The 24,019-nt window shown below is 69.3% G+C and carries 22 protein-coding genes and 1 pseudogene; all 23 read right to left on the bottom strand.

The genetic code is table 11. The annotated features are described in order from the left end of the window. Window positions 1-32: 32 nt before the first annotated feature. The gene (locus ACPXY0_RS06670; RefSeq protein WP_423929620.1) at window positions 33-251 is read right to left on the bottom strand and encodes a hypothetical protein; all 219 of its coding nucleotides are present in this window, start codon (window positions 249-251) and stop codon (window positions 33-35) included. Between the two features lie 70 nt (window positions 252-321). Beyond that, window positions 322-1,257 carry a hypothetical protein gene (locus ACPXY0_RS06665; RefSeq protein WP_423929618.1) on the bottom strand — a complete coding sequence of 312 codons (936 nt, stop codon included), beginning with the start codon at window positions 1,255-1,257 and terminating at the stop codon, window positions 322-324. 46 nt (window positions 1,258-1,303) lie between these two features. Continuing rightward, a complete protein-coding gene (locus ACPXY0_RS06660; RefSeq protein WP_423929616.1) occupies window positions 1,304-3,658 on the bottom strand; it encodes a YfhO family protein in 2,355 nt (784 codons plus the stop codon). Window position 3,659: 1 nt separating this feature from the next. Further along, entirely contained in the window at window positions 3,660-5,225 is a 1,566-nt protein-coding gene (locus tag ACPXY0_RS06655; protein ID WP_423929614.1) for a hypothetical protein, read from the bottom strand. 3 nt (window positions 5,226-5,228) lie between these two features. Next, complete coding sequence (locus tag ACPXY0_RS06650) at window positions 5,229-6,020, bottom strand: hypothetical protein (protein ID WP_423929612.1); 792 nt, start codon at window positions 6,018-6,020, stop codon at window positions 5,229-5,231. Between the two features lie 122 nt (window positions 6,021-6,142). After that, a complete protein-coding gene (locus ACPXY0_RS06645; RefSeq protein WP_423929610.1) occupies window positions 6,143-7,417 on the bottom strand; it encodes a glycosyltransferase family 4 protein in 1,275 nt (424 codons plus the stop codon). Next, complete coding sequence (locus ACPXY0_RS06640; RefSeq protein ID WP_423929608.1) at window positions 7,414-8,343, bottom strand: glycosyltransferase; 930 nt, start codon at window positions 8,341-8,343, stop codon at window positions 7,414-7,416. Before ACPXY0_RS06640 ends, ACPXY0_RS06645 begins: the two co-directional genes overlap by 4 nt. A gap of 7 nt (window positions 8,344-8,350) precedes the next feature. Further along, window positions 8,351-9,745: an RNA polymerase factor sigma-54 gene (gene rpoN, locus ACPXY0_RS06635; protein WP_423929606.1), complete on the bottom strand. Its 1,395-nt coding sequence runs from the start codon at window positions 9,743-9,745 to the stop codon at window positions 8,351-8,353. Window position 9,746: 1 nt separating this feature from the next. Further along, complete coding sequence (gene lptB, locus ACPXY0_RS06630; protein ID WP_423930588.1) at window positions 9,747-10,463, bottom strand: LPS export ABC transporter ATP-binding protein; 717 nt, start codon at window positions 10,461-10,463, stop codon at window positions 9,747-9,749. A 278-nt stretch (window positions 10,464-10,741) separates the two neighbouring features. After that, a complete protein-coding gene (locus ACPXY0_RS06625) occupies window positions 10,742-12,574 on the bottom strand; it encodes a hypothetical protein (protein WP_423929604.1) in 1,833 nt (610 codons plus the stop codon). Beyond that, window positions 12,571-14,043: a hypothetical protein gene (locus ACPXY0_RS06620; RefSeq protein WP_423929602.1), complete on the bottom strand. Its 1,473-nt coding sequence runs from the start codon at window positions 14,041-14,043 to the stop codon at window positions 12,571-12,573. Before ACPXY0_RS06620 ends, ACPXY0_RS06625 begins: the two co-directional genes overlap by 4 nt. Further along, complete coding sequence (locus ACPXY0_RS06615; protein WP_423929600.1) at window positions 14,009-14,593, bottom strand: KdsC family phosphatase; 585 nt, start codon at window positions 14,591-14,593, stop codon at window positions 14,009-14,011. The genes ACPXY0_RS06620 and ACPXY0_RS06615 overlap by 35 nt, the downstream gene beginning before the upstream one ends. Before the next feature lie 42 nt (window positions 14,594-14,635). Continuing rightward, complete coding sequence (kdsA, locus tag ACPXY0_RS06610) at window positions 14,636-15,487, bottom strand: 3-deoxy-8-phosphooctulonate synthase (RefSeq protein ID WP_423929598.1); 852 nt, start codon at window positions 15,485-15,487, stop codon at window positions 14,636-14,638. Further along, on the bottom strand, window positions 15,484-17,190 hold the full coding sequence (locus tag ACPXY0_RS06605) for a CTP synthase (RefSeq protein ID WP_423929596.1): 1,707 nt from the start codon (window positions 17,188-17,190) through the stop codon (window positions 15,484-15,486). The genes kdsA and ACPXY0_RS06605 overlap by 4 nt, the downstream gene beginning before the upstream one ends. Window positions 17,191-17,201: 11 nt before the next feature. Next, window positions 17,202-17,939 (bottom strand): 3-deoxy-manno-octulosonate cytidylyltransferase, encoded by a 738-nt coding sequence (gene kdsB / locus ACPXY0_RS06600; RefSeq protein ID WP_423929594.1) that lies wholly within the window; start codon window positions 17,937-17,939, stop codon window positions 17,202-17,204. A gap of 110 nt (window positions 17,940-18,049) precedes the next feature. Then, window positions 18,050-19,612, bottom strand: coding sequence for a hypothetical protein (locus ACPXY0_RS06595; RefSeq protein WP_423929592.1), 1,563 nt, complete (start codon window positions 19,610-19,612; stop codon window positions 18,050-18,052). Between the two features lie 68 nt (window positions 19,613-19,680). Then, window positions 19,681-19,848: pseudogene (locus ACPXY0_RS06590) on the bottom strand (nitroreductase family protein); the annotation flags it as partial. 52 nt (window positions 19,849-19,900) lie between these two features. Beyond that, window positions 19,901-20,815, bottom strand: a complete 915-nt coding sequence (gene xerD / locus ACPXY0_RS06585; protein WP_423929590.1) for a site-specific tyrosine recombinase XerD — start codon at window positions 20,813-20,815, stop codon at window positions 19,901-19,903. Then, window positions 20,812-21,450, bottom strand: coding sequence for a DedA family protein (locus ACPXY0_RS06580; RefSeq protein WP_423929588.1), 639 nt, complete (start codon window positions 21,448-21,450; stop codon window positions 20,812-20,814). The genes xerD and ACPXY0_RS06580 overlap by 4 nt, the downstream gene beginning before the upstream one ends. Further along, window positions 21,443-21,961, bottom strand: a complete 519-nt coding sequence (ispF, locus tag ACPXY0_RS06575; RefSeq protein ID WP_423929586.1) for a 2-C-methyl-D-erythritol 2,4-cyclodiphosphate synthase — start codon at window positions 21,959-21,961, stop codon at window positions 21,443-21,445. Before ispF ends, ACPXY0_RS06580 begins: the two co-directional genes overlap by 8 nt. 15 nt (window positions 21,962-21,976) lie before the next feature. Then, entirely contained in the window at window positions 21,977-22,381 is a 405-nt protein-coding gene (gene purE, locus ACPXY0_RS06570) for a 5-(carboxyamino)imidazole ribonucleotide mutase (protein ID WP_423929584.1), read from the bottom strand. A 65-nt stretch (window positions 22,382-22,446) separates the two neighbouring features. Continuing rightward, the gene (fabF, locus tag ACPXY0_RS06565; RefSeq protein ID WP_423929582.1) at window positions 22,447-23,697 is read right to left on the bottom strand and encodes a beta-ketoacyl-ACP synthase II; all 1,251 of its coding nucleotides are present in this window, start codon (window positions 23,695-23,697) and stop codon (window positions 22,447-22,449) included. Window positions 23,698-23,720: 23 nt separating this feature from the next. Continuing rightward, window positions 23,721-23,954, bottom strand: a complete 234-nt coding sequence (locus ACPXY0_RS06560; RefSeq protein WP_419166534.1) for an acyl carrier protein — start codon at window positions 23,952-23,954, stop codon at window positions 23,721-23,723. Between the last annotated feature and the right edge of the window lie 65 nt (window positions 23,955-24,019).

The following is a 24,019-nucleotide window of genomic DNA, read 5'->3' as shown; positions in this document are numbered from 1 at the left end:
CGTCGTGCGCGGCTCCCATCCTCACGCGTGCTTTAGGACTTGCAGATCCCGGCCGCCTGTGCTTCGTAGACAGCCCGGATTTCCTCCTCACCCGTACCGTCCCCGGGCCACCAGTGCTGAGCGCCATCGGGCAGTGGGACGCAAGCTCCCCGGGCCGGATCGCCGCGCGGCAGGATGATCTCAAAGCCGGCGTCGTCGCACCCCGTGACGGAGATCGCCGCGAATACGGCCACTCCGACCAGGCGTTGCATGTCGCCCTCCATTGCTTGCGGACCCCTGCGCCCGTTTCTGCGTGTCGGGCAGACTGCCTCCGGGCATCCGTCAGTCGCGACCGGGCTGGCTCGCGTTTCGTACGATCCGTACGAGCGCGAGCCCTGCACCAAGAGCAATGAGTTCCGCCACCGTCGCCCACAAGCGGGCGGCCAGCGCCAGAGCCGCGGCGGGTCCGAGCGCAACCGACGCCGCCACGCTCAGGAGGCTCGTCATCGCACCCTCCCGCACAATCATGCCCCCGGGAGCGATCACGGCCACGTAACCGACGACGTACGACGCGGAGAACACACCGCAGGCCACCAACGGATCTATGGGGTTCTCCGCCACCAGCCCTTGTAGCAGTGCCCAGAAGCCGAGGCCGTGGAGCGACCAGACGAGCAGACTCCCAGCTACCGCGCGGATGAGCAGGCTCGCGCCCAGCGATACCTGCCCGGGCTCTCCGGGTTCCCGGAGGAACCGATGTCCAATCCTTACGATGCGCCTCAGCAGCGCGGGCGTGAGCGCCGCGGCCACACCGAGACCCCCGAGAACGATTGGCCACGGCCCCACACCCTCGAACGCTCCCGCGCCGAGTGCCGCGAGCCCGACTCCGCTTCCCGTGGCCAACATGACGGCCTGGAACAGCAGTACCGTGGCCAGCGCCCCGGCCCCGGAATCCCCGCGGGCCCGGACGTAGCCGACCAGGCCCGTCACCTGCCAGATCTTTCCGGGCAGATACCGGCCGAGGTTCGAGCCGAGCCAGGCGGCGGCGGCCTCCGGGAGGCGCGTCCGTCCTCCCGACGCCCTGAACATGGAGCCCCAGATGGCGCCACTGATCCACAGGGCCGCCGTGCCGGAAGCGACGGCCCCGGTGAGCCACAGTGGCCGCACCCGCCACCTGGCGTCCTCCGACCCCGCCATCTCCAACCAGGCGCCCCAGCTGCCGGACAGCGCGGATGCCACCGCCGCGAACGCGACGAGGAGGAAGGCAATCGAGGCCAGCATGGCGACACGTGGGGGAAGTCGCCCGGGTGTCCGCCCGGCTTCCCGGTCAGACATCCCCTTGCCGGGTGCGGGCAGCGCGTCGCGACATCAGGAGCACGGCCCCGATCGAGAGCAGCGTGGCCAGGCACATCCATACGCCGAGCCGAAACGACGGGTCGCGGTATTCGAAGCTGAGCCGATGCTGCCCCTCCGGAATCGCGACGCCGCGGAAAGCGGTGTTCACGCGCCAGATTGTCGCCTCCTGTCCGTCCACGAAGGCGCGCCAGCCGGCGTTGTGAATCTCGCTCACCGCGAGAAGCCCCGCCCGCTCCGCCTGGACGTCGAGCTCGATCACGTCCGGCTCGTATCGGATGATGGCGGCCGTGCCCTGCCCCGCCTCCGGTGGATCCAGGCCGATCCTGGATTCGACGACGGAGAGATTCAGGGGGTCCGGGTTGTCCCAGGTCCGGGTCGCCGCCTCGGACGGATCCGCCGTCGACTCGATTTCGGCCGGGAAGAACGCGTATCCCGCCGGCGACGGGATCGAATACAGGTGGCGACCGGAAGCCTCGGCGATCGAGGCGACATCCTCCTGAGCGCCGGGGATGATGAGGTATCGCACGTTGAGGAGCCTGCGTACCGGGGCGCGGCCCAGCCCCTGGTCCGGGATGATCCCACCGACGAGCGTCGCGTACGGCTGAAGGAGGAACTTCTGTAGCCCGGTGGCGGACGCGATCCCGTGGTAGGCGAGTTCGTTCGGCCCGTAGTTGCGCACCGAACCCGCGAGGTTCGGCGCCCACACCCGGTCTCCGGGGCCCGCGTCCTCCTGGAGGGCGGCGATGACGGGATCCGTCGCCAGCGCGGCGTCCGCGTCCCGAACGTCCAGATAGCGGGCATCGACGCGCCACAGGTCCAGGATGCCGAACACGAGCACGGGCACCAGCGCCCATGGCCCGATCCGCCGCCGGGATACGGCCCACGCTCCTCCCCAGGCGAGCCCGAACCCGGCAAGCAGGAGCAGGCCATTCGTCCGCAGCAGCGGCGCGAGGGCTGGATCGGGCCGTCTCGGCCAGCCCGCCGGATACCAGGACAGCATGGCGAAGTTCCCCAGCCCGGCCGGGTCGAGCGCGGCCCAGGCCCCGAGGAGCAAGATGGGTCCGCCGAGGAGTCCGAGCGCCAAACGGGACACGCGAGGGTCGGCCTTCCGCCCCTCGAGAACGGCCTCCCAGCCGCAGGCCGCCAGGAGCGCGACGAACACGGCGACCGGACCCAGCATCATGGCGGGCGCGCGCAGGTTCCCGATCAGTGGCAGCAGCGCGTAGGCGATGCGGTGGATGGGGGTCGCGGCCCCCAGCGCGAACAGGATGCCCAGCAGGCTGGCCACGGCGAGGAACCCCACCGTCCGTCGCTGCTCGCCCGGGAGTCCGCCTCCCCACCCCGCCGCTACTCCCAGGATCGCGAGCGCGATCGGCACCGCGCCGAGGTACTCGGTATGGAGCTTGATCGGGTTCTCTCCCCAGTACATCCCGGGGAGCGAACTGATCAGATCCGGCAGGAACAGCGCCGTCAATTCCTGCGGTGGGAGCGCCCACGATGCCGCGAATTCGTAGCCGGTTTCGGCTGCGGCGCGCGTCACGTCCCCGAGCAGCGCGAGCACGGGGAACAGTTGGGGCCCGGCCAGGGCGATCGAAGCCACGACGGTCAGGGAGAACGCGGCCACGGGGGGAACATAGACCCTCCACCAGCCTTCTCCGCCCGGGCGCGGGATCCGGAACAGGAGATGGAAGACGAAGAACAGGGCCAGCGTGAGGCTGGAGAAGTACATCACCTGGGTGTGCGGGGTGAAGACCTGGGCCGCGATGGTGACGGCAAGGCCGCAGAACCAGCGCGCCTCGCCGGTCTCGAGCCCGCGGTTCAGCAGACCCAGCGCGAGCGGGATGAGCGCCATGGCGAACATCCGCCCGTCGTGCCCCCCGAACAGGTGCGACGTCATGTAGCCCGTGAGCATGAACGAGGCGCCGCACACCACGGCCGACGATGGCCGCAGTCGGAACGACCGCCCGAGGAAGTACCCGAAGGCGCCGCTCAGAAAGGTGTGCAGGACGAACGTCCACCCGATCGCCCGGTGCAGCGGCATGAAGAAGTAGAGGATCGTCGAGGGGTAGAAGATCGGCCCCGGCAGGAGCCCGACGAAGGGCATGCCTCCGTAGATGTTCGGGATCCACATCGGTACGCCTCGGCCGGCCCGGATTTCATCGACGTAGAAGCGCCGCAGCGAGATTCCCTCGAACATCATGTCCGACCCGAAGATCAATCGCTCCGGGTGGAAGATGAAGTCGCGGTAGAAGAGCACGCTCACGAGGGCCGCCGCCCCCAGGAACCACCAGACCGTGCGGTCCCGGCCCTCCGCGGACCTCCTCACGTCAGTCGGCATTAGCCGCGGGCGGGAGAAGTCGGAAGATCGCGGATGGCGGCTCTCCACCCACATAGACCGCCTCGAAACGGTCCTCGTGGGCCCGCATCGCCGGAATGAGATACTGGTCAGTGGCCAGGCTCAACCAGCCGACGAGCACGTAGTCCGCTCCCATCTCCTCCAAACCCCGCATGACGGTCTCGGGATCGTCCGAGAACGGGTAGAGGTCCCCTCGCCGCCGTCCGTGCCAAAAGAACAGCCGTGGCTTCCGGTTCGCGATGACCGCGTCGGGGGCCGTGTTATCTCGAGCCCAGCGTGCTGCTGCATAGAGGCTCTCATATTCGGGAAGGCTGCAGGCGTTTCCGTTGCGGAAAGAGGATGCGCACGCCAAACGATCGGGTGCCACTCGGATTACCCAATCAAAGCCGAAGATCGCGATCACCGCGGGCGCCGCCCACTTCAGCCAGCGGCCCGAAGGCGCGGGCAACCGCCACACGGCCACGAGAGCCAGCAGCAGGACGACGGGCATCAGCGGGAGCAGGAAGCGCCGATCGGTCCACACCGACGGCCAGACCGCGATCAGCCCGGCGTACAGGACGGCGAACACTTCCGGCGCGCGGAGACGCTCGCGCGAGCGGATGGTCCACCCGGCCAGCACGGCCGCCGCCACGGCGAGTCCGAGCACGATTCCGCCGACCCCTGCCCCGCCACCGGGACCCAGGAGCGTCTCCGGGATCACCCGACTGACGTAGGCCCAGCAGTTGTCGGCGGCACGGGCGAAGAGGCCCGCGAAACCCACCGAGCCCGCCGTCGGCGTGTACGGATCCACCAGCAGGAGTTGGGTCAGATACCCCGGTTGCTCCACCGCCGCGAGACGCTGGTAGAGCGCCCAGCCCCCGAGAGCCCCCGCCGCGATGCCACCCGTCCACAGGGCCCGGCGCCGTCGACCTTCCAGCAGCCAAGCGAGGGGGAGCGCGACGAGGATCGTCATGCCGGCCGTCCGCGTGGCGAACGCCGCAACCGCGGCCATCATCGCGAGCGCCGCGCCCCTGCGGTCCTTGCGCCGCGACAGCCACAGGGCCGCAACGATGCACAGCGTGAAAGGCGCTTCGCTGAGTATGTAGTGTCCGTACTCGAGCAGCGTGGGGTTGACCGCGAGCAGGCCGGCCGCGCCGAGCGAAGGCCCGGCCCCGACCCAGCCGCGCCCAAAGTGTGCCGCGGCCCATACAGTGGTCGTCGTGAGCAGCAACATCACGACCTTCGCCAGGCCGACGCCGCCCACCCAGCCCAACCCGGCGAGGAGAAGTGGCAGCAGCGGCGGGTAAAGCGCGTGCAGCGGCGTCCCCGGGAGGTGCAGATCGCGATACCCTTCCCCGCTCCTCAGCGCGTCGCCAAGGATGAGGTATCCCGCGTTGTCGCCGCCCGGGAATAGCGTGGGTTCGAAGACGAGAAAGCCCAGCACGAGATGGAGGATCGAGAACCCAAGAGCCGCGAGGCCGAAGCGTCCCCCGACAGAGTGTGAGGTCGGAGCCGCTGGCTCCCTCGCGAGTGGCGGAGATGCGGAACCGGAGGTCATGGCTCAGACCTCGAAGTAGTCGAGGTGAGCAATGGCCGAGAACTGCTGCTCGACGGTCGCGACGACCATGCGCTTCTTCTGCGGCCGGTACGCCTCTTCGGCACCGAGCGGCCGGAGTCGCCCGCCAAGCGCGTCCTTGCGGACAAAGAACGCGTTCACACCGCGGCTGTCCGTACCGACCAGATCGTAACCCTTCCGCTCTCCAAGCTTCGCAAGCGCCGACACCGAGGCGCCGTGATACCACCCGCTTCGATGTCTCCGGAGGCGAACGAACTGCGGATCGTACGGCACGGTGACCGAACGCAATCCGAAGGATGCGTTGTATTCGATCACGACAACGCGCGGACGGACGACGTCAAGGGCCTCCCACAGCCAATAGTCATTACCATCTATATCGATCGACAGCAGGTCTATCTCACCCTGCACTCCGGCGCACGCGATCGTTTCGTTGATATTCTCAGCGGTAACGTGCGCTCGTCGAACCTGTATCCCATTCCCGCCGGAGCGCTCCAATTTCGCATAGTATTCCCGCGCCCGTCGGGCGGATACAGAGTTCCCCTCGAGCATCAGACCGCTCCACCCGAACCGGATGGCCAGGTTGGCGCAGTTACATTCGCGACCGTCGCCGACGCCGAACTCCACGAACCGACGGTTCGTGACCCCGATCTCCGAGAAGATAAAGGCGATCAGCCCGTCTTCTCCGTTTTGCGAGGACACCTTGAATTCCCGATTCCGTAGCAACGCTCGATATCCGAGTTGATCCCCCTCACTCGCAATCGCTTCGTACTCCTTCACCAGTACGTGAGCGAGATTGGCATCGATCTCGGAGAGTGCGCGAGGGCGCAGCCATCGATCCCTGAACCTGACGCACCGGAGGTAGAGGGCGTAGGCGTACCAGCGGACAACAGCTGCCCGGATCATCGCGTCGGCTCCGGCGTGTTCGCGGGCGCAGGCCCAAGCCGGTCCACGGCGTCGCCGCGGCGTGCGGCGATCGCGTCCCCATAACAGCGCACGAGGCGGTCTACCACGCTCGACAGCGAGAACTGCCGCCGGGCGTGCGCCCTCCCCCGCCGGACTCGTTCGCGCGTCTCCTCGGGGTGCTCCACCGATTCCAGGATGGCGCCGGCCAGCGCGGCGGCGTCTCCGGGCGGTACGAGCAGGCCCGTCTCACGGTGCCTCACGATGTCCGGGATTCCTCCGATATCCGACGCGATCACGGGCAATCCGAATTCGAGCGCCTCCAGCAGGACGACGCCGAGGCCCTCCGTGTCCCCTTTCCGGTCCAGCACCGCCGGCAGGATGAAGAGATCGCTCGCCCGGTACGCCTCGCTCAGCGTCGTCTCATCGACGCGGCCCGCGAAACACACGGACGCGTCCACACCGACCCGCACGGCCTCGGCTTCCAGCCCGGCGGCCTCCGGCCCCTCGCCGATGACCGTAAGCGTCGCGACGACGTGTTCCCTCACCCGGGCCAGCGCACGTATCAGGATATGGACACCCTTCCGTTCCACAAGCCGCCCGACGAAGAGGAGACGGAACGACCCGTCGCGGCGAGACGCACGACCCGTCGTGGTCGACGGATCCGGCGCGAACCCCGACACCGCCGCGCTGAACGGGATCACGGTCACTTCCCGCGTCGTGTAGCGCGCCACCGCGGAGGCCGTGGCCGAGGAAATCGCCGTCACGGCGTCCGACATCTCGATCGACCAGCGGAGGAACGGGACGGCCCAGCCGAGTCGGCGCTCGATCCAGCGGATCTCGACTGAATAGAAGCTCGAGACGACGGCCGTCGTGCCCCCGGAGGCGGCGCGCAGCACACCCCCGAACCAGGCGTGCGGCACCGGCCAATGGACGTGGACCACGTCGGGCGGCGACGACGTTCCCGCCGCGAGCGAGGCGAGGCTCCCGCCCGCCAGATACGCGGGCAGAAGCGCGAGGTACGCGGGGCGCGAGCGCAGCCGATCAGGAACGGTCTCGTCGTGCGTGAGCGTTTCGAGCCGGGCGGGAGCGTAGCGGAACCGCCGCACGGGAATCCCGCGCCACTCCGTCGCCCCCCCGCCCCGATAGGAGGGCGCCAGGACCTCCACCTCGAGCCCCCGCTCGCGGAGGCCGAGCAGCAGTCGGCCCAGCCAGGGGGTGATCACGTCGGCGTCGTGGCGTGGGAAGGCGGTCACGACGTGGACGACCCTCAAGGGCGCCGATCCCGCTTCATCTCCTCCAGTTCGTCTCGCAGCTGGGCCATCATCTCCGCCAGGAACCCGAGCACGAAGAGGAGCAGTCCCGCCACGACGAGAAGGACCACGAGCGTGAGCAGCGGACGAAAGCCGAGCCCGAAGCCGAAGCGCAGCACGAGCGCCACGATCCCGGTCAGGCCGCCGGCCGCGATGAGCACGAGGCCGGAGGTCCCGAAGAAGAGCAGCGGCTTGCGGCCGAACACGAGCTGGAACCAGACGGAGACGAGATCGAGCATCCCGACCATGATGCGGCGCCGCCCCGAGAACTTGGCCTCGCCGTGCCGCCTCGGGTGCAGTTCGATGTCCAGTTCGCCGAGGCGGTAGCCCTGCGCGTGGGCCAGGACGACGAGATAGCGGTGCCAGTCGTGGCGCAGCGTGAGGCCGGCCAGGACGTCGGCGTGAAACGCCTTCATCGAGTTCAGATCCCGCACGGGCACGCGAAAGATGGCGCGCGCGAGTCCGTTGTAGATCGACGACACGAAGCGCTTCTTGTAGCGGCCGACCTTTCGCCCCGCGACCAGATCGTACCCCTCGTCCAGCATCGCCACGAAGCGCGGAATCTCCTCGGTCGAATGCTGCAGGTCCGCGTCGAAGAGGACGAGATATTCGCCGCGCGCGGCTTCCGATGCGGTGAGCATGGCCTCCGTCTTGCCGCGGTTCGCGCGGTGCCGCAGCACCACGGCCGCGTCGAGTCCCGCGGAGGCCGCCGCGGCCCGCGCCGCCTCCGCCGTGCCGTCGGCGGAGCCGTCGTCGACCAGAACGACTTCCGCCGACAGCTCGTGCGCCGCGAACGTCGCCGAGAGTTCGGCGAACAATTCCGGCATGTTCTCCGCCTCGTCGTAGGCGGGCACGATGACCGAAACGCGCGGGGGCTCGTCCCTCATGGACGCCTCACAGGCGCTTCCGCATGCGGGCGGAGAGGATCCCCAGCTGGTCGCGATACTTCGCGACCGTGCGGCGGGCGATCTTCACTCCGTCCCGTTCGAGCAGGTCCGCGATCTGGTGATCGTTCACCGGCGACTTCGGATCCTCCTCCGCCACCAGCTTGCGGATCTGGGCCCTCACCCCCCGGGCGGATATGTCCGGGCCTCCGTCGGTCGCGTAGCCGCCCGAAAAGAAGAACTTGAGCGGGTAAAGGCCCCGCGGCGTCTGAACGTATTTCTCGTTCGCGACCCGGGACACGGTCGACTCGTGCACCTCGAGGTGTCGGGCGACCTCGCGCAGCGTCAGGGGCCGCAGGTGCTCCATCCCCTTCTCGAAGAACGCCCGCTGCCGCTCCACGATGAAGTCCATGACCCTCAGCATCGTGTGGCGGCGCTGCTCGATGGCCTGGATCAGCCACTGCGCGCTATTCAGTCTCTCCGATATGAATGTCCGGTTCTCTCCCTCGAACCGGGCGCGATCCGCGGCGATTTTCCGGTACGTGGGAGACAGTCTCAGGCGAGGCAGCGATGTATCATTGTGAGAGACGACGTAGCGGCCGTCGACTTTCTCCACCGTCAGGTCCGGCATCACGTAGGCGTCCGCGCCGTCCGCATACTTCAACCCGGGCTTGGGGTCCAGCGTCGCGACCTCATCGGCCGCCTCCTGGACCTCCTGCGGCGTGATTCCGTATTCCTCCGCCAGTTCGCTCCACCGGTGCTCCGCGAGCTCACGAAAGTGGTCGCGGACGATCCGCCACGGCAGCGATCCCTCCCGCCCGCGGTCGCGCAGCTGGAGCAGGAGCGTCTCGCGCAGGTCCCGCGCCGCGATGCCGCTTGGCTCGAAGGCCTGAACGCGGGCCAGCATCTCCTCGATCTCGTCCCGGCGGACGCTCGCCGAGTCCCCGAGACGGCTCTCGACCGCTTCGAGGATCCGGTCCGGCCCGCACGTGAGAAACCCCTCCCGGTCGATATTCCCGATGATCTCCTCGCCGATGCGCAGCTGGCGCTCGTCGAGCCGGAGGAGGTTCAGCTGATCGTGGAGATGGTCCCAAAGGCTCCGGGTCGCCGTCACCGTCGGCGTGAAGCTCTCGCGCTCCTCGTGCTCCTCCCGCCGCCCCCCGGGATCGAAGTCGTCGAGGAGCACCTCTTCCCAATCCACCTCGTCCCCGGATTCGACATCCTCGTCGCCGGGTTCGACGAGTTCGAGGAAGGGATTGTCGACGAGTTCCTGTGTCAGGCGCGCCTGAAGGTCGAGGAGCGGCATGTGCAGGAGATCCATCGCCTGGTAGAGGCGCGGATGGGCCTTCTGTTCCTGCCGCAGCTCGAGGCCGGCGGAGAGGCCGGGTCGCCCGTCGAGAGGCATGTCAGAGCCTGAAGTCCGTCCCGAGATACAGTTCTCGCGCCTCGGGGTCGTTGACGAGGCGATCCGCCGCCCCCTGCACGAGGATCTTGCCCTTGAACAACAGGTACGCGCGATCCGTGATCGAGAGCGTCTCGCGCACGTTGTGGTCCGTGATCAGGACCCCGAGCCCCTTGTCCCGCAGGTCTTTCACGATGCGCTGGATGTCGTCGATCGCGATCGGGTCGACCCCGGTGAACGGCTCGTCGAGGAGGAGGAACTTGGGCCGCGTCACCAGCGCCCGCGTGATCTCGAGCCGCCTCCGTTCCCCTCCCGAGAGCGAGTACGCCTTGTTCGCCCGAAGGTGTTTGATCGACAATTCGTCGAGCAGTTCCTCGAGCCGGTCCCGTCGCTCCTGCCGCGACAACTTCTGGGTTTCGAGGATCGCCATCACGTTCTGTTCGACCGTGAGCTTCTGGAACACCGAGGCCTCCTGCGGCAGGTATCCGATCCCGGCCCGCGCGCGGCGATACATCGGCCATCGGGTGACTTCCTCGTCATCCAGATAGACGCGGCCCCTGTCCGCCTTGAGCAGCCCCACGATCATGTAGAAGGTCGTGGTCTTGCCGGCGCCGTTAGGACCGAGCAGACCGACGATTTCCCCCTGGCGCACCTCGACCTCCACCTCGTTCACCACGCATCGGCGTTTGAACGAGCGCACGAGGCCCTCGGCCCGCAGGATGCTCCCGTTCCGGACCGATGCCCCCTCCGGCCCGGACTCGGCTTCGAGTTCGGGCTCGGTCCGAGGCGCGGTTTCCAATTCGAGGTCGGCCCGAGGCGCGGCTTCGAGTTCGGGCTCGGCCTGAGGCTCGGCTTCGAGTTCGGCGTCGGCTCGCGGCTCGGCTTCCAGTTCGGGGTCGGCCCGAGGCGCGGGGTCGAGGTCGGGTTCGGTCCGAGGCTCGGCTTCGACTTCGGGCTCGGCCTGAGGCGCGGGACCGTCGTCGGGCGGCTGCAGATTACTCACCACATTCTCCTCGATCTGTGGGCGGGGGCGGGCCGTGCGCCCCGGGCCGGGCGTTCCGGCGGCGAGCGGCCCGAGGCCGCCGCGAGGGGCTGCAGCCGAGGGCGTCCGTCGCTCCGGAGCGTGTCCGGCGGGGCGGACGACGTATCCGGCGTCGTCGACAATGTGTCGGACGCGACGCGGGCCGAGTCGCCCGGGGCCGACCCCGCGGCGTCCCCGGCCGAGGTCGTGTCCGCCGGCGTATCGCTCGCCACGTCGGCGCTGTCCGCCGGTTGTTCGCCCCCCGACGCTTCCCCGAATACCTCCCGCGGTTCCAGATACACGCCGATCGCGTGGTCGCCGGCCACGGCGAGGGGCTCCCCATCTTCGAAGTCCACCTGGATGCGCACGCCTACGAGGTAGTTTCGCGAGGGCCGCGACGTGGCCATCGAATCGCGGACCATCCGGTAGAGCGCGCTCGCCCCCCCCGCCAGGATCAACCGCGACATCGCGGGCTCGGCCACGGCCACCGAGTCGGCGGCCGCGTCGTCCGGACGTTCGAAGATGGCGATGAGCGTGTCCGCGCGGGCCCAGTTCATGGAACCGTCGAGGGCGAGTTCCGGTCCCCCGCTCGCCTCCGATTCCCCGTCCTCCGTCTCCTGCGACTCCTGCGATTCCTCCGACTCCGCGCCCTCTGCACGGCCCAACTCGACCTCAGCCTCAGCTTCGGCGTCAGCCTCCGTCCCGGTCGCCGCCGCCGCAGAATCCCGGGGAGCGGCGGCCGAATCGGACTCCGTCGGCCCGGCGAGGGTGTCCGGCCGCGCGACCGTCGTGTCACGCTGGATCGCGACCGCGTCCCCCACCGAGTACGCCGTGTCGATCTGGCTCCGGTACATCACGAAATGAAGCGAGTCGCCATACAGGACGTGGGAACCGGAGACGGCTTCGCCGAGCCCCTCGCCGTGTGCCCAGACGTGCTTCACGTCCCGGTTGTCCAGTTCGATGTCGATCGCCTCCGCGCGCACCTCGTAATTCTCTCCCGCCGCGTAGCCCCCGCCGATCGCCCGCACCTCCTCGAGCTCCTCGTTCTCGGACCGGAACCTTATCGTGTCGCCTTCGAGCCGGATCCCTTCCGCCTCGATCCAAGGCTCGCCCCACATGACGCCGAGTCCATCCTCCCTGGTGAGAGAGGCGGTGTCGGCCCCCGCGTTGAAGTCGCTGCGGCTGATGACCGCATCTCCCGCGAACCGGGCCTCGTCCTCCCCCGCGAACACGGCGACATCGGCCTCGACCTCGAAGGGTTCGCCTGACTCCCCGTGCTCCGGGTAGAAGGTCACGGTGGGGCGCCCCGGCGCGGTCGTGAACGCATCGACGCCGGAGACCGCTCGCAGGAACTCGACCCGCGGACCCGTGAGTGTGGATCCGTCCACGAGACGGACGAGTTCGACGTTGTCCTCGACGATGATGAAATCCGAAAGCTGAAAGTAGAGGAGCCGGTCGGACTTCAGGGTCCGGATCGTGTCTTCGTAGACCACGCGGCCGATGAGTTCCACCTGGCGGGGGCCATCCCGCTTGATGGCGCTGTCCGCCTCCATCGCGGCCGACCCGCAGGTCCAAAGATAACGGCCGCTCAGATGCGTGACGTGCTCACCTGCGACATCCCGGTTCGTGAAGCTTCGCGTGTCGGCTTCGAGCGGGCGCCACCTCAGGGTGCATTCCCCCATCGCCGGGGCGATCCCCTCCCGAGCTTCCCCCGGGGCCGGAATAGAGTCGGGCTCCTGTGCGGAGAGCGGACCAGCGAGCCACACCGTCGCGACGAGGAGAGCCGGGAGGCCGGAGCGGACGCGATTCACCGGCGCGCCGTGGTATCCGGGGGTACGCCCGTGGTGTCCCGCGCGACGGTCGTATCGGGAGGCGCGACCAGCGTGTCCCGCGCGACGGTCGTATCCGGCGGCGCGACCAGCGTGTCCCGCGCGGCGGTCGTATCCGGAGGCGCGACCAGCGTGTCCCGCGCGACGGCCTTATCGGGAGGCGCGACCAGCGTGTCCCGCGCGATGGTCGTATCGGGAGGCGCGACCAGCGTGTCCCGCGCGACGGCCTTATCCGGCGGCGCGACCAGCGTGTCCCGCGCGATGGTCTTATCCGGCGGCGCGACCAGCGTGTCCCGCGCGATGGTCTTATCCGGCGGCGCGACCAGCGTGTCCCGCGCGGCGGTCGTATCCGGCGGCGCGACCAGCGTGTCCCGCGCGACGATCGTATCCGGCGGCGCGACCAGCGTGTCCCGCGCGATGGTCTTATCCGGCGGCGCGACCAGCGTGTCCCGCGCGATGGTCTTATCCGGCGGCGCGACCAGCGTGTCCCGCGCGGCGGTCGTATCCGGAGGCGCGACCAGCTCCTCCAGCGCGACGGTCGTATCCGGCGGCGCGACCAGCGTGTCCCGCGCGATGGTCTTATCCGGCGGCGCGACCAGCGTGTCCCGCGCGGCGGTCGTATCCGGCGGCGCGACCAGCTCCTCCAGCGCGACGGTCGTATCCGGCGGCGCGACCAGCTCCTCCAGCGCGACGATCGTATCCGGCGGCGCGACCAGCGTGTCCCGCGCTGCCATCGTATCCGGACGGGCCGCCGCGGTGTCCTCGGCCACCAACGTCGGGACCTCCGCCTCGGCGGTATCCTGCACGACTGGAGTCGTATCGGCGGCTGCGGGAGTCGTGTCCATCGGCGTCGGATCCGCGACGGTGACGATCCGCGGCCGGGTCTCGCCCTCCGGGTTCAGGACGATGACCGAATCGAGCCCCGGGTCCGACTCGAACGCCGACCCCTCGATGAGCATCGTCCCCACGGCCCGGGAGAGCCGAAACAGCGTGTCACCATAGAGGCGCCCTTCCGCATTCACGTACCGCATGCGTTCGGTCTCCAGCCTCTGTCCATCGACGTGGTCCTCGGCGACCACATCTCCTTCCGCCTGCAGATCCCCCCTGAGTTCGTCGTAGATGCCGTACGCCGAGGTCACCTCGGAGGATGGATTCCCGTTCACGTCGTAGAAGATAATCCTCATCGGACGAAGGTGGACCTCGTTCTCTCCGTGCCATTCGGCCGTATCACCCTCCACGACGGCGCGCCGGACCCCCTCACGCGTCACGACGGTACGCATCGCCGTCTGCGCCATCTGGACGCCTTCGGGGAGGAGCTGGCCGGCGGTGGGAGGCGCGTTGTCGGGTTCGCACGCCGCGAAGAGCGCGACCAGCACCGCCCACAGCGGCGGGCCGCCCCCCCGCGCGCACCGGCGCTCACCGCCCGCGCGCATCACGTACTCGAACCGCAAACCGTCCTCCTTCCCGGAACTCCGCCACCAGACCGTCCCACTCCCCGCGCCCCGCGAGCAGGGCCTCGGCGAACTCACGCACGGCTCCTTCGCCGGCGGCGACCGTGCCGACCCAGGCCGCTGCGGCGCGCACCTCGGGCACCGCACCGACGACCGCCGCCGGAAGGCCTACCCGCTCCATGACGGATAGATCCGCGAGATCGTCGCCCAGGTGGGCGGCGTGGGCGAACGTCCAGTCACGCCGCGCCAGGATACCCCGCAGCACCGCAATCTTTCCCTCCGGCGCTCCGAGCGAAACCTCTTCGATCCCCAGCTCCCGGGCCCGCAGCCCCACCGCCGTCGAACGCTTCCCGCTCACGAAGGCGACCACGAGGCCCGCCCGCTGCATGAGCCGGATCGCCATCCCGTCGAGGGCGTGGAAGCGACGCATCTCGGTCCGGCCCACCGCGTCCGCGCCGATCCAGATCGAGCCATCCGTGAGCACGCCGTCGACATCCAGGGAGACCAGTCGTACGGCCTTCGCCAGCCGAGGGTCGAGCACCGGCGTCATCACGCGCCTCTCGGGTCCGGCCGCGCACCGCGAGGGCTCACGTCAGGCCGCCACAGCCTCGCGCACACGCATCGCCCGCTCAAGCACGGCTCCGAGCTCAGCGAGCGGCAGCATGTTGGATCCGTCCGAAGGGGCCGCGCCCGGATCGGGGTGCACCTCCACGAACAGCCCGTCCGCACCCGCGGCGACGGCCGCCGCCGCCAGCCGACCGATGTGCTCCGGCTCGCCGCCGCTCACCGAGCTTTCCCCTCCCGGCAACTGCACCGCATGCGACGCGTCGAACACCGTCGGGCACCCCGTCGTCTCCCGCATGACCGCGAAACTCCGCATGTCGACGACCCACCGTCCATAGCCGAAGGCGAATCCCCGTTCCGTCACCGCCACCTCGCGGGCCCCCGCCTCCCGCAGTTTGCCGATCGCGCCCCCAATGTCGCCGGGGGCCATCCATTGTCCCTTCTTGACGCTGACGGGACGACCCGTCGCGCCGGCCGCGCGCAGCAGGTCGGTCTGGCGACAGAGGAAAGCGGGGATCTGGAGCGCGTCCACGACCGCGGCCGCGCGCGCCGCTTGCTCGGGGAGATGGATGTCGGTGAGCACGGGAAGTCCCGAGCGCTCGCGCACCCGCGCCAGCGCCTCGAGACCTGCCTCGAGTCCCGGCCCCCGCGCCGACGAAGCCGAACTCCGGTTCGCCTTGTCGAACGAGGCCTTGAACGTCACCGGGAGATCGAACCGAGCCGCGAGTTCGGCGAGATGATCCGCGATCTCGAAGTTCAACCCGTCGTCCTCGAGGACGCACGGTCCCGCGATCAGGAAGAGAGAAGTCCAGGGCTTTCCCCCCGCGCCCGACGCCGTCCGGCGGCGACCGGAGAAGAAGGGAGCACGTCCGGAGGTCATCTCCCGGCCGTCACCCCGTTCGTCCGGGCCGACGCCTCCGACCCCTCCCACTCGCCCACCGTGCGCGTCCGTGTCGGCTGTGCAGCCGACACCGCGTCCCGGCGCGTCACCGCCGCCTCGACGAAGGCCGAGAAGAGCGGGTGGGGCTTGTTCGGCCGTGATTTCAGCTCGGGGTGGAACTGGGTCGCGAGGAAGAACGGATGATCGGGAAGCTCGAGCATCTCGACGAGCCCGCCGTCCGGCGACATCCCGCTGAACGCCATCCCGCCGCTGCACAGGATCTCCATATAGTTGGGATTGACCTCATACCGGTGACGATGCCGCTCGGAGATCTCGCCGGCGTCGTACACGCGCTGCGCCAGCGACCCCGCCGCGAGCCGGCAGGGGTAGGCCCCCAGCCGCATGGTACCGCCCATCTCCGTCACCTTGTGCTGCGAATCCAGGAGCGAGATGACCGGGTCGCTCGTCTTCGCGTCGAACTCGAACGAATGGGAGGTCGGCAGACCGCACACGTTGCGTGCGAACTCGATGATTGCGCACTGCAGGCCGAGACAGATTCCGAAGTACGGGATTCCACGCTCGCGGATGAGCTGAATCGTTTCCAGCATGCCGGAGACGCCGCGGACGCCGAACCCGCCCGGCACGAGTACGCCGTGGAAGCGGTCGAACTCGGCCCCTCCTTCCTCCACCACCTCCGACGACCGCCACGCGACCTTGACCTCCACATCGTTGTCGATCCCGCCGTGGATGAGGGCCTCCGCGATCGACTTGTACGAGTCGACGAGTTCGGTGTACTTGCCTACGATGCAGATCCGGACCCTGCCGTCCCTCGGGTTCTTGATCCTCTCGACCATGGCCTCCCAGCTGCGGAGGTCGGGGGGCCTCGACGTGAACCCGAACTGCTCGCAGATGCGGTCGTCCATGGCCTGCGCACGATAGGTGAGCGGGAGTTCGTAGATCGTCGCCACGTCGCGCGACTCGATGACCCGGCTCACGTCGACGTTGCAGAAGCGGGCGATCTTCTTCCTGATGCCGTCTTCCAGATCGTGCTCCGTTCGGCACACGAGCAGGTCCGGCTGGATCCCGATCCCCAGGAGTTCACGCACCGAGTGCTGCGTCGGCTTCGTCTTCAGTTCGCCCGAGGCCGCGATCCAGGGCACGAGCGTGAGGTGGATGAAGAGGGAGTTCTCCCGCCCCACGTCCTGTCGGAACTGGCGGATCGCCTCGAGGAAGGGGAGCGACTCGATGTCGCCCACCGTCCCGCCGATCTCGGTGATCACGACGTCGTGATTCGGCGCCAGCCGCCGGATCGCCGCCTTGATCTCGTCCGTCACGTGCGGGATGACCTGGACCGTGGCGCCGAGGAAGTCGCCGCGCCGCTCCTTCGTGATGATGTTCTGATACACGCGGCCGGTCGTGACGTTGTTCGCCTGCGAGAGCGACTCGTCGATGAACCGCTCGTAGTGCCCGAGGTCGAGGTCCGTCTCCGCCCCGTCGTCCGTCACGTAGACCTCGCCGTGCTGGAACGGCGACATCGTCCCGGGATCCACGTTCAGGTAGGGGTCGAATTTCTGGATCGTCACGCGCAGGCCGCGCTCCACGAGCAGACGCCCGATCGAGCCCGCGGTGATCCCCTTCCCGAGGGAGGAGACGACGCCTCCGGTGATGAAGATGTACTTGGTCGGTGATCCGTGATCCGTCATCCCCGCCTCCTTTACTCTCCCCTGCTGGACAATATCCGCTCCGCGCGCTCGATATCGACGGGCAGGTCGACACCGGGTTCGGTCCAGGGACCGAGTTCGACGTGAATCCGCATGCCCGCTTCCAGCGCCCTCAGTTGCTCCAGCCGCTCCGCCCGCTCGAGCGTCGATTCGGGCAGCGCCGCCCAGCGCCTCAGCGCCGACCGGCGGTACGCGTAGACGCCGACGTGGCGCAGGCGCGCGTGGGTCCCGAACTCCGGTGATTCGTCCCGCCAGAACGGAATCGGACTCCGGCTGAAGTAGAGTGCCCGTCCGTCGGCGGCCCGAGCGACCTTGACCACCGCGGAGGACCGCCACTCATGCTCCGAGCCGATCGGGGCCGCGATCGTCGCGACTTCGTCGGCTCTCCGCACGGCACCCTCGATCGCGCCGCCGTCCACGAAAGGCTCGTCGGCCTGGAAGTTGACCACGACATCGTCCTCGCCGGCGCCGAGCAGATCCGCCGCCTCATCCACGCGGTCGGTACCCGAGACGTGATCGGATCGCGTCCTGACGACCTTCGCCTCGAACCCGCGCGCGCAGGCCTCGATCTCACCGCTGTCCGTCGCCACCACGACGTCGTCGAAGACGCGGATGGCCGAGGCGGCGCGCCAGCACCACTCGAGCAGGGTGCGGCCGGCAAGTTTCTGGAGGAGCTTCCTGGAGATACGGGTGCTGTAGAGTCGAGCGGGAAGGACGCAGATCACGCCCATCGGCGGCAGGTTTGATTCGTTTGGAGCGGCATCGCAAGAAGCTAGGCGCGCGCTCCGGGGTTGTCAAAATCCGCCCCCAAAAATCCAGCCGGGCGGATCGCCCCGGAAGATCAGCGCGGCGGCGGCATCCGGGTGGGTCGCGCGGATCTGCGGGTGCGGATGTCGATGAACCCGATGACGCCGGGCGCGTCGGGCCCGGCGGTGGAGCCCGCAGCAGCGCCGAACTCGAGCCGGAAGTCCCAAAGCCGGAGGGCCAGCCCGCCCTGGATCGCGGCGCCGTAAGGCTCGGAGTCGTCCCTGCGCGAACGGACCCCCCCGACGCTGCCGCGCACGAAGGTGTCCAGCCCCCCGAGCGCCGCGTCACCGACGAGGGGGATCGCGTACGCGGCTTCCGCGTAGGCGAGGCGGGGACCGCGCAGGCCGCGCAGCGGCATGGTCGGCAGCGTCCCGACCCCCCCGATCGTCGAGTAGCGCTGCTCCGGCAGGCGGCCGGCGAGGTCGAGGCGCCCGATCGCGAATCCCTCCACGACATGACCCCACGGGGTCACGCGCCGGATGGAGACGCGCCCCTCCACGAGCAGGAAGTCGTACTTCGGAATTGGGCCGAGGCAGCACACGAGGTGGCTGATATCGTCCTCGAACCCGGCCTCGACACCGAGACCGATCGCGGTGCGCCGGTCTCGGCCCTGCGACACCCACTCGAAGCCAAGACGCCCGAACCAGAGACTTCCTTCGTCGACCTGGAGACGGGGATCGTACCCCGGCAGCACCGAGGGGGGGGGCGGCTCCCCGCCGAAGAGGACGGTCACCTCGCGGAAGCGGACCGACTCCGCCTCCTCGCGTCCTCCCGAGACGACGAAGCGCCAGCGGGGCGCGTCCTCCCACACGGGCGGCTCGGGCGATGCCCACTCCAGTTCCAGACCGAACTCCCTTGCGTCGTAGTGGTTGCGCACGTCGTCGCCTGCCACGAAGTGAGCGAGGCTGTTGTACCACGTCGGGCGGATCCAGCCCTCGTTGCTGGTCAGGTCGCTGGTCGCGAACAGGCCCAGCCGGACGCGTTCGCCGAGTCGCCAGGAGTTGTGGAGGCGATAATCCACGTCCTCGCGGGCCGGGATCCACGTCAGTCCGGCCGCGAGTTCGGGCCGGCCGCGGACGCCCGACGGGCGGAACAGCGCGCCGACCGGGAAGGCGAGGCCGTTCACACGGTCGTACCTGGGAAAGTGGAAGCCGTACGTGCCGTCGAGTTCGAAGGGGGGCTCGGGCTCCACCTCGGAGATGATCTCGAACCCCCCGGCGGCGGGCCGGACGCGGAGCGGCTCGTTGGGACGATACGTGATGGCGCCTCCGACCTCGGCGAGGTCTGAGTCGTAGAAGCCTCCCCCGAGGACGAGGACATCGCCGGCCACCGAAGCCCCGCCCCGGAGGAAGAGGTCACCGTCCACCACGTAGATGCCGCCCTCGATCCGTCCGGCGATGCGGGCGGTGCCTTCGAGCAGGAGGACGGGCCCGGGCACCGTGTCGCCCCGGGCGAGCACCGTGTCGCGCACCCAAAGCGAGAACTGTTCGGCCTCGAGGAAGCTCCGGAGAGCCTCCTGGGCGTCGGAGCGCGGTTCGCCGGCCAGGCGTACCTGCTGGCCGGTCGCCGGGCCCGGTAGCGCAAGGACCAGCGCCACCGCAAACCCGAGTGCGGGACGACGGAGCGGCCGGAACGGCCTCCGGGAGGGCCGGCGCCCGCAACGCATCAAGGCGCGATCCGCGCGTCGGCGCTCCAGCGGTGCCGCGCGAGCGCCTCCTGCACGACGACGAAGCGCCATGGCTGCGCCTCCCGGGCGGATGGCGCGTACCGGGCGGCCTCCAGTACGGCTTCGACCGTGTCGGGTTCGACCAGACGGTCGTGGAAGCAGCGGACGCGGCGCCGGCTTCCGCGCGAGGTGCAGCAGGCGGGTCAGCCGCATGGCCGCTCAGCCACGAGGGTGGTGGCTGCGGTGCACCTGCCGCAGATGCGACCGGTCGACGTGCGTGTAGATCTCGGTCGTCGAAATATCCGCATGTCCGAGCATTTCCTGGACCGACGCGAGGTCGGCGCCTCCCTCGAGCAGGTGCGTCGCGAAGCTGTGGCGCAGCGTATGGGGCGTCACGTGCTTCCCGATTCCAGCGCGCGCGACATGACGCCGGAGGATCTTCCACACCCCCATCCGGCTCAGCGGACGCCCTCGAAGATTGAGGAATACCCGCCCCTCCGAGTCCCCGCGATCGAGTTCGGGTCTCGACTCCCGAAGGTATCGGCGCACCGCCGACCGCGCAGCGGCCCCGACGGGGACCAGCCTCTCCTTCGAACCCTTGCCCCGCACGCGGACGAGTCCCTCCTCGAGGTCGACGTCGCGGACTCTCAGGTCGATGAGTTCCGACACGCGGAGTCCGCACCCGTAGAGCAGCTCGATGATGCTCCGGTCCCGGCGAGTGGCGCGGTCGTCAAGCGGGATCGCGCCGAGCAGCGCCTCGATCTCGGGCACCGAGAGGACATCCGGGAGATGACGTCCGGCGCGGGGCGCCTCGAGCCGCTCGCCCGGATCCGTTTCGATGACCCCTTCGAGGACGAGGAACCGGAAGTATCCCCGCAACGCGTAGACGGCCCGCGCCACGCTCGAAGCCGCCCTTCCCTCTTCGGCGAGGCACGCGACGTGGTCGCGCAGCAGCTCGTACGAGACCTCTCGCGGGGAGTCGGCGCCCCGCGAGATGGCGAACTCCGCCAGGCGCCGCGCTTCGCGCAGGTAGCCATCGATCGTGCGGGGGGAGAGGCCGCGCTCGAAGCCCAGATGGTCACGGTACGACTCCAGGTGATACGCACGTCCCGCGTCGAGGCCGCGCTCCGTCACTCCTCCTCCTCGCGCTCCTCGCGGCGGCTCCGAATCCACCACCCCAGTACGACGCCCAGGACGATGGCGGCCACGACGAGGAGCCATGCGTTCACCCGGCCCAGGAGGTCGAGGAGGCGGTCCACGTTGCGCGAGGCCAGGATCCCGCCCGAGAGCATGAGCGCGTTCCAGAGCAGTGACGCCGTGACGAGCGGGACCAGGGCGCGGACGGCCCCGAGACCCGCGAACCCGGCGAAGGTGGGGACGATGACGCGCAGCACGGGGAGACAGCGGGAAAAGAAGATCGCCCACAGGCCGTGGCGCTCGTAGAAGCGGGACATGCGGTCGAGCTGGTGCGGGCGGAGGAGCCGCCGCCCCCAGCGTGTGCGGAACATGGCCGGGCCGTGCCGTCGGGCCAGCCCGAAGACGCACATCGCGCCGCCCGCGTTCGCGACCCAGGCGGCGAGGAGCACGCCGGCCGGCTCCAGCGAGCCCCGATCGGCGAGGACCGCGCCCAGAACCACGAACGTGTCGGACGGGACCGGCGGGAAGAGGTTCTCGAGGGCGGAGCCGAGGGCGATGATCGTGTAGGCGATGACCTCGGGGATCCCGAGCAGGAAATCGAGGAGCGCCTGAACGCCGGGGACCTCAGGCACCGCCCGCCGCCCCTCCGGATCCGGGGGGGCCGCGGCCCACCGTCGCGACGGCGATCGCGGCCAGGCCTTCTCCCCGCCCGATCCAGCCCAGCCCCTCGTTCGATTTCCCCTTGATCGATACGGCGGTCGGGCCCACGTGGAGGGCCTCCGCCAGTCGCTCACGCATGGCCCTCACGTGCGGCGCGATGCGGGGCCGCTCGGTGACCACGGTCACGTCGACGTTGCCCACTCGGAACCCGCGCCCCCGCAACCGCCGCACCGCGGCGGCCAGCAGGGCGACCGAGTCCGCTCCCTCATGGGCGGGATCCGTATCGGCGAACATGGCGCCGATGTCGCCGAGGCCCGCGGCCCCGAGGACGGCGTCCGTGATCGCGTGCGCGACCGCATCGCCGTCGGAGTGGCCCTTCAAACCGGGGACATCCGGGATGACCACGCCGCCCAGAACGAGCGGCCGCGTCTCATCGAAGCGATGAGAGTCGAAGCCGACGCCGACCCGCACGGGAGGACCCATCCCCGCGGGCGTCGCTCAGCCCCCGGCCACGGCCAGGATGCGGAGGGCGAGGTGGGCCGCGTTCTTCGCGTTATCGATGCCGACGGCGGCAACCGGGACGCCGGGGGGCATCTGCGCGCACGAGAGCAGCGCGTCGAGGCCCCCGAGGGTTCCCGCGGAGACGGGGACGCCGATGACCGGGAGAGAGGTGTGCGCCGCGACCACGCCGGGCAGCGCCGCCGACAATCCCGCTCCGCAGATGACGACGGCGTGGCCCGCCGCCCGCGCGCCCTTGGCGAGGGCCGCCGTCCGCTCGGGCTGCCGGTGCGCCGAACTCACCTCGACCTGCACATCGACCCCCGCCTCACGCAGGATCGACACGCCTTTCTCCATCGTGGGCATGTCCGATTCGGACCCCATCATCACCAGTACTGAACTCATTGCCTTCTCCCGGCGCGTTCTCCCGGCTGACCGCCCGTAGCGCGCGACACCCGCGCGCGGGGCGTCTACTCTCCGTCCCAGCGGCGTATGGCCAGACACACGTTGTGGCCGCCGAAGCCGAAGGAGTTCGACAGGGCGGCGGTGACCGGCCGTTCGACCACCCCTCCGTGCGCGTACTCGAGGTCGCACACGGGGTCGGCCTCCTCGAAGTTGATCGTGGGCGGGATGACGCCGGTTCGGCACACGAGGACGGAGATCGCGCTCTCGATCGCGCCGGCCGCCCCCAGCGTGTGCCCCGTCATCGACTTCGTGGAGCCGACCACGATCGACCGGGCGTGGTCTCCCAGCACATCCTTGATCGCCTTCGTCTCCGTCGCATCGTTAGCGGGCGTCGAAGTCCCGTGCGCGTTGATGTATCCGATGTCGGCCGGCGCGAAGCCCGCGTCGTCGAGCGCGTGCTGCATCGCCAGGCGGGCGCCCGAGCCATCCGGCGCCGGAGCCGTCATGTGGTACGCGTCCGCGCTCTGCCCGAACCCGGCGATCTCCCCGAGGATCTCCGCGCCGCGCGCCTGCGCGTGGTCCAGCCCCTCGAGGATGAACATCCCCGCCCCTTCCCCGAGCACGAAACCATCACGGTGGGCGTCGAACGGACGGGAAGCGTGCTCCGGGTCGTCGTTACGCGTCGACATCGCCTTCATCGACGCGAACCCGGCCACGGTGAGCGGCGTAATCGTGGACTCGCTGCCGCCGGTGATCATGACGTCGGCCTCTCCGTTCCTGATCGAGCGGAAGGCGAGTCCGACCGAATGTCCGCTGGAGGCGCAGGCCGAGACGGTCGCGTAGTTGGGACCCTGAGCCCCATATCGCATCGACACCATCCCCGAGGCCATGTCCGGGATGAACATGGGGATGAAGAAGGGAGAAACGCGTCTCGGCCCACCCTCGAGCAGTTTCTTGTGCTGGGCCTCGAGGAGCGGGAGTCCACCGATGCCGACCCCGATGAGCACGCCCGCGCGATCGGAGGGCAGGTCACCGAAGCCATCGGCGAAACCCGCCTGCGTCATCGCCTGATCGGCGGCCGCCATCGCGAACTGGAGGAAGCGGTCCGCACGGCGGGCGTCCTTCCGGTCCATGTACCGCCCCGGGTCGAAGCCCTTCACTTCGCAGGCGAAGCGGACGGACTGATCGGAAGCGTCGAACAGGGTGATGGCCCCCGCGCCGCTGACCCCTCGGAGGAGGGCGTCCCACGTCGCGCCGGGGTCGAGACCGAGAGGTGTGATCATCCCGACCCCGGTGATCACAACGCGTCTTTTCATTCGATGCGCAGCAGTCGGGGCGTTTATGCCTTCGAGTTCAGGTATTCGATCGCCTCCCCGACGGTCTGCATCGTCTCCGCATCCTCGTCCGGAATCTCGATCCCGAACTCCTCTTCGAAGGCCATCACGAGTTCTACGGTGTCGAGAGAGTCGGCGCCGAGATCATCGACGAAGTTGGCCTCGTCGACCACCTTCTCCTGCTCCACGCCGAGTTCCTGCGCGATGATCTCGCGCACTCGTGCAGCGGTATCCTGCATTGCGTGCTCTCCTTGCGAGAAGGGGGCCGGCGCGCGGCCCCACCGGTGTCTGCTGCGAGCGCGTA

Origin of the sequence: Candidatus Palauibacter sp., from assembly GCF_965237495.1 — a bacterium.
Taxonomy (GTDB): domain Bacteria; phylum Gemmatimonadota; class Gemmatimonadetes; order Palauibacterales; family Palauibacteraceae; genus Palauibacter.
Note: the sequence above shows the minus strand (reverse complement) of the source record. Positions and strands in the feature narration are given on the sequence as shown.

Coding starts and splice junctions, on each gene's coding strand:
- ACPXY0_RS06670 (WP_423929620.1), bottom strand. CDS start 251: ATGCAACGCCTGGTCGGAGTGGCCGTATTCGCGGCGATCTCCGTCACG.
- ACPXY0_RS06605 (WP_423929596.1), bottom strand. CDS start 17,190: ATGACGGATCACGGATCACCGACCAAGTACATCTTCATCACCGGAGGC.
- rpoN (WP_423929606.1), bottom strand. CDS start 9,745: ATGCCTCTCGACGGGCGACCCGGCCTCTCCGCCGGCCTCGAGCTGCGG.
- ACPXY0_RS06560 (WP_419166534.1), bottom strand. CDS start 23,954: ATGCAGGATACCGCTGCACGAGTGCGCGAGATCATCGCGCAGGAACTC.
- kdsA (WP_423929598.1), bottom strand. CDS start 15,487: ATGACCTCCGGACGTGCTCCCTTCTTCTCCGGTCGCCGCCGGACGGCG.
- ACPXY0_RS06640 (WP_423929608.1), bottom strand. CDS start 8,343: ATGAGGGACGAGCCCCCGCGCGTTTCGGTCATCGTGCCCGCCTACGAC.
- kdsB (WP_423929594.1), bottom strand. CDS start 17,939: ATGGGCGTGATCTGCGTCCTTCCCGCTCGACTCTACAGCACCCGTATC.
- fabF (WP_423929582.1), bottom strand. CDS start 23,697: ATGAAAAGACGCGTTGTGATCACCGGGGTCGGGATGATCACACCTCTC.
- ACPXY0_RS06655 (WP_423929614.1), bottom strand. CDS start 5,225: ATGACCTCCGGTTCCGCATCTCCGCCACTCGCGAGGGAGCCAGCGGCT.
- ACPXY0_RS06665 (WP_423929618.1), bottom strand. CDS start 1,257: ATGCTGGCCTCGATTGCCTTCCTCCTCGTCGCGTTCGCGGCGGTGGCA.
- ispF (WP_423929586.1), bottom strand. CDS start 21,961: ATGGGTCCTCCCGTGCGGGTCGGCGTCGGCTTCGACTCTCATCGCTTC.
- ACPXY0_RS06615 (WP_423929600.1), bottom strand. CDS start 14,593: ATGACGCCGGTGCTCGACCCTCGGCTGGCGAAGGCCGTACGACTGGTC.
- purE (WP_423929584.1), bottom strand. CDS start 22,381: ATGAGTTCAGTACTGGTGATGATGGGGTCCGAATCGGACATGCCCACG.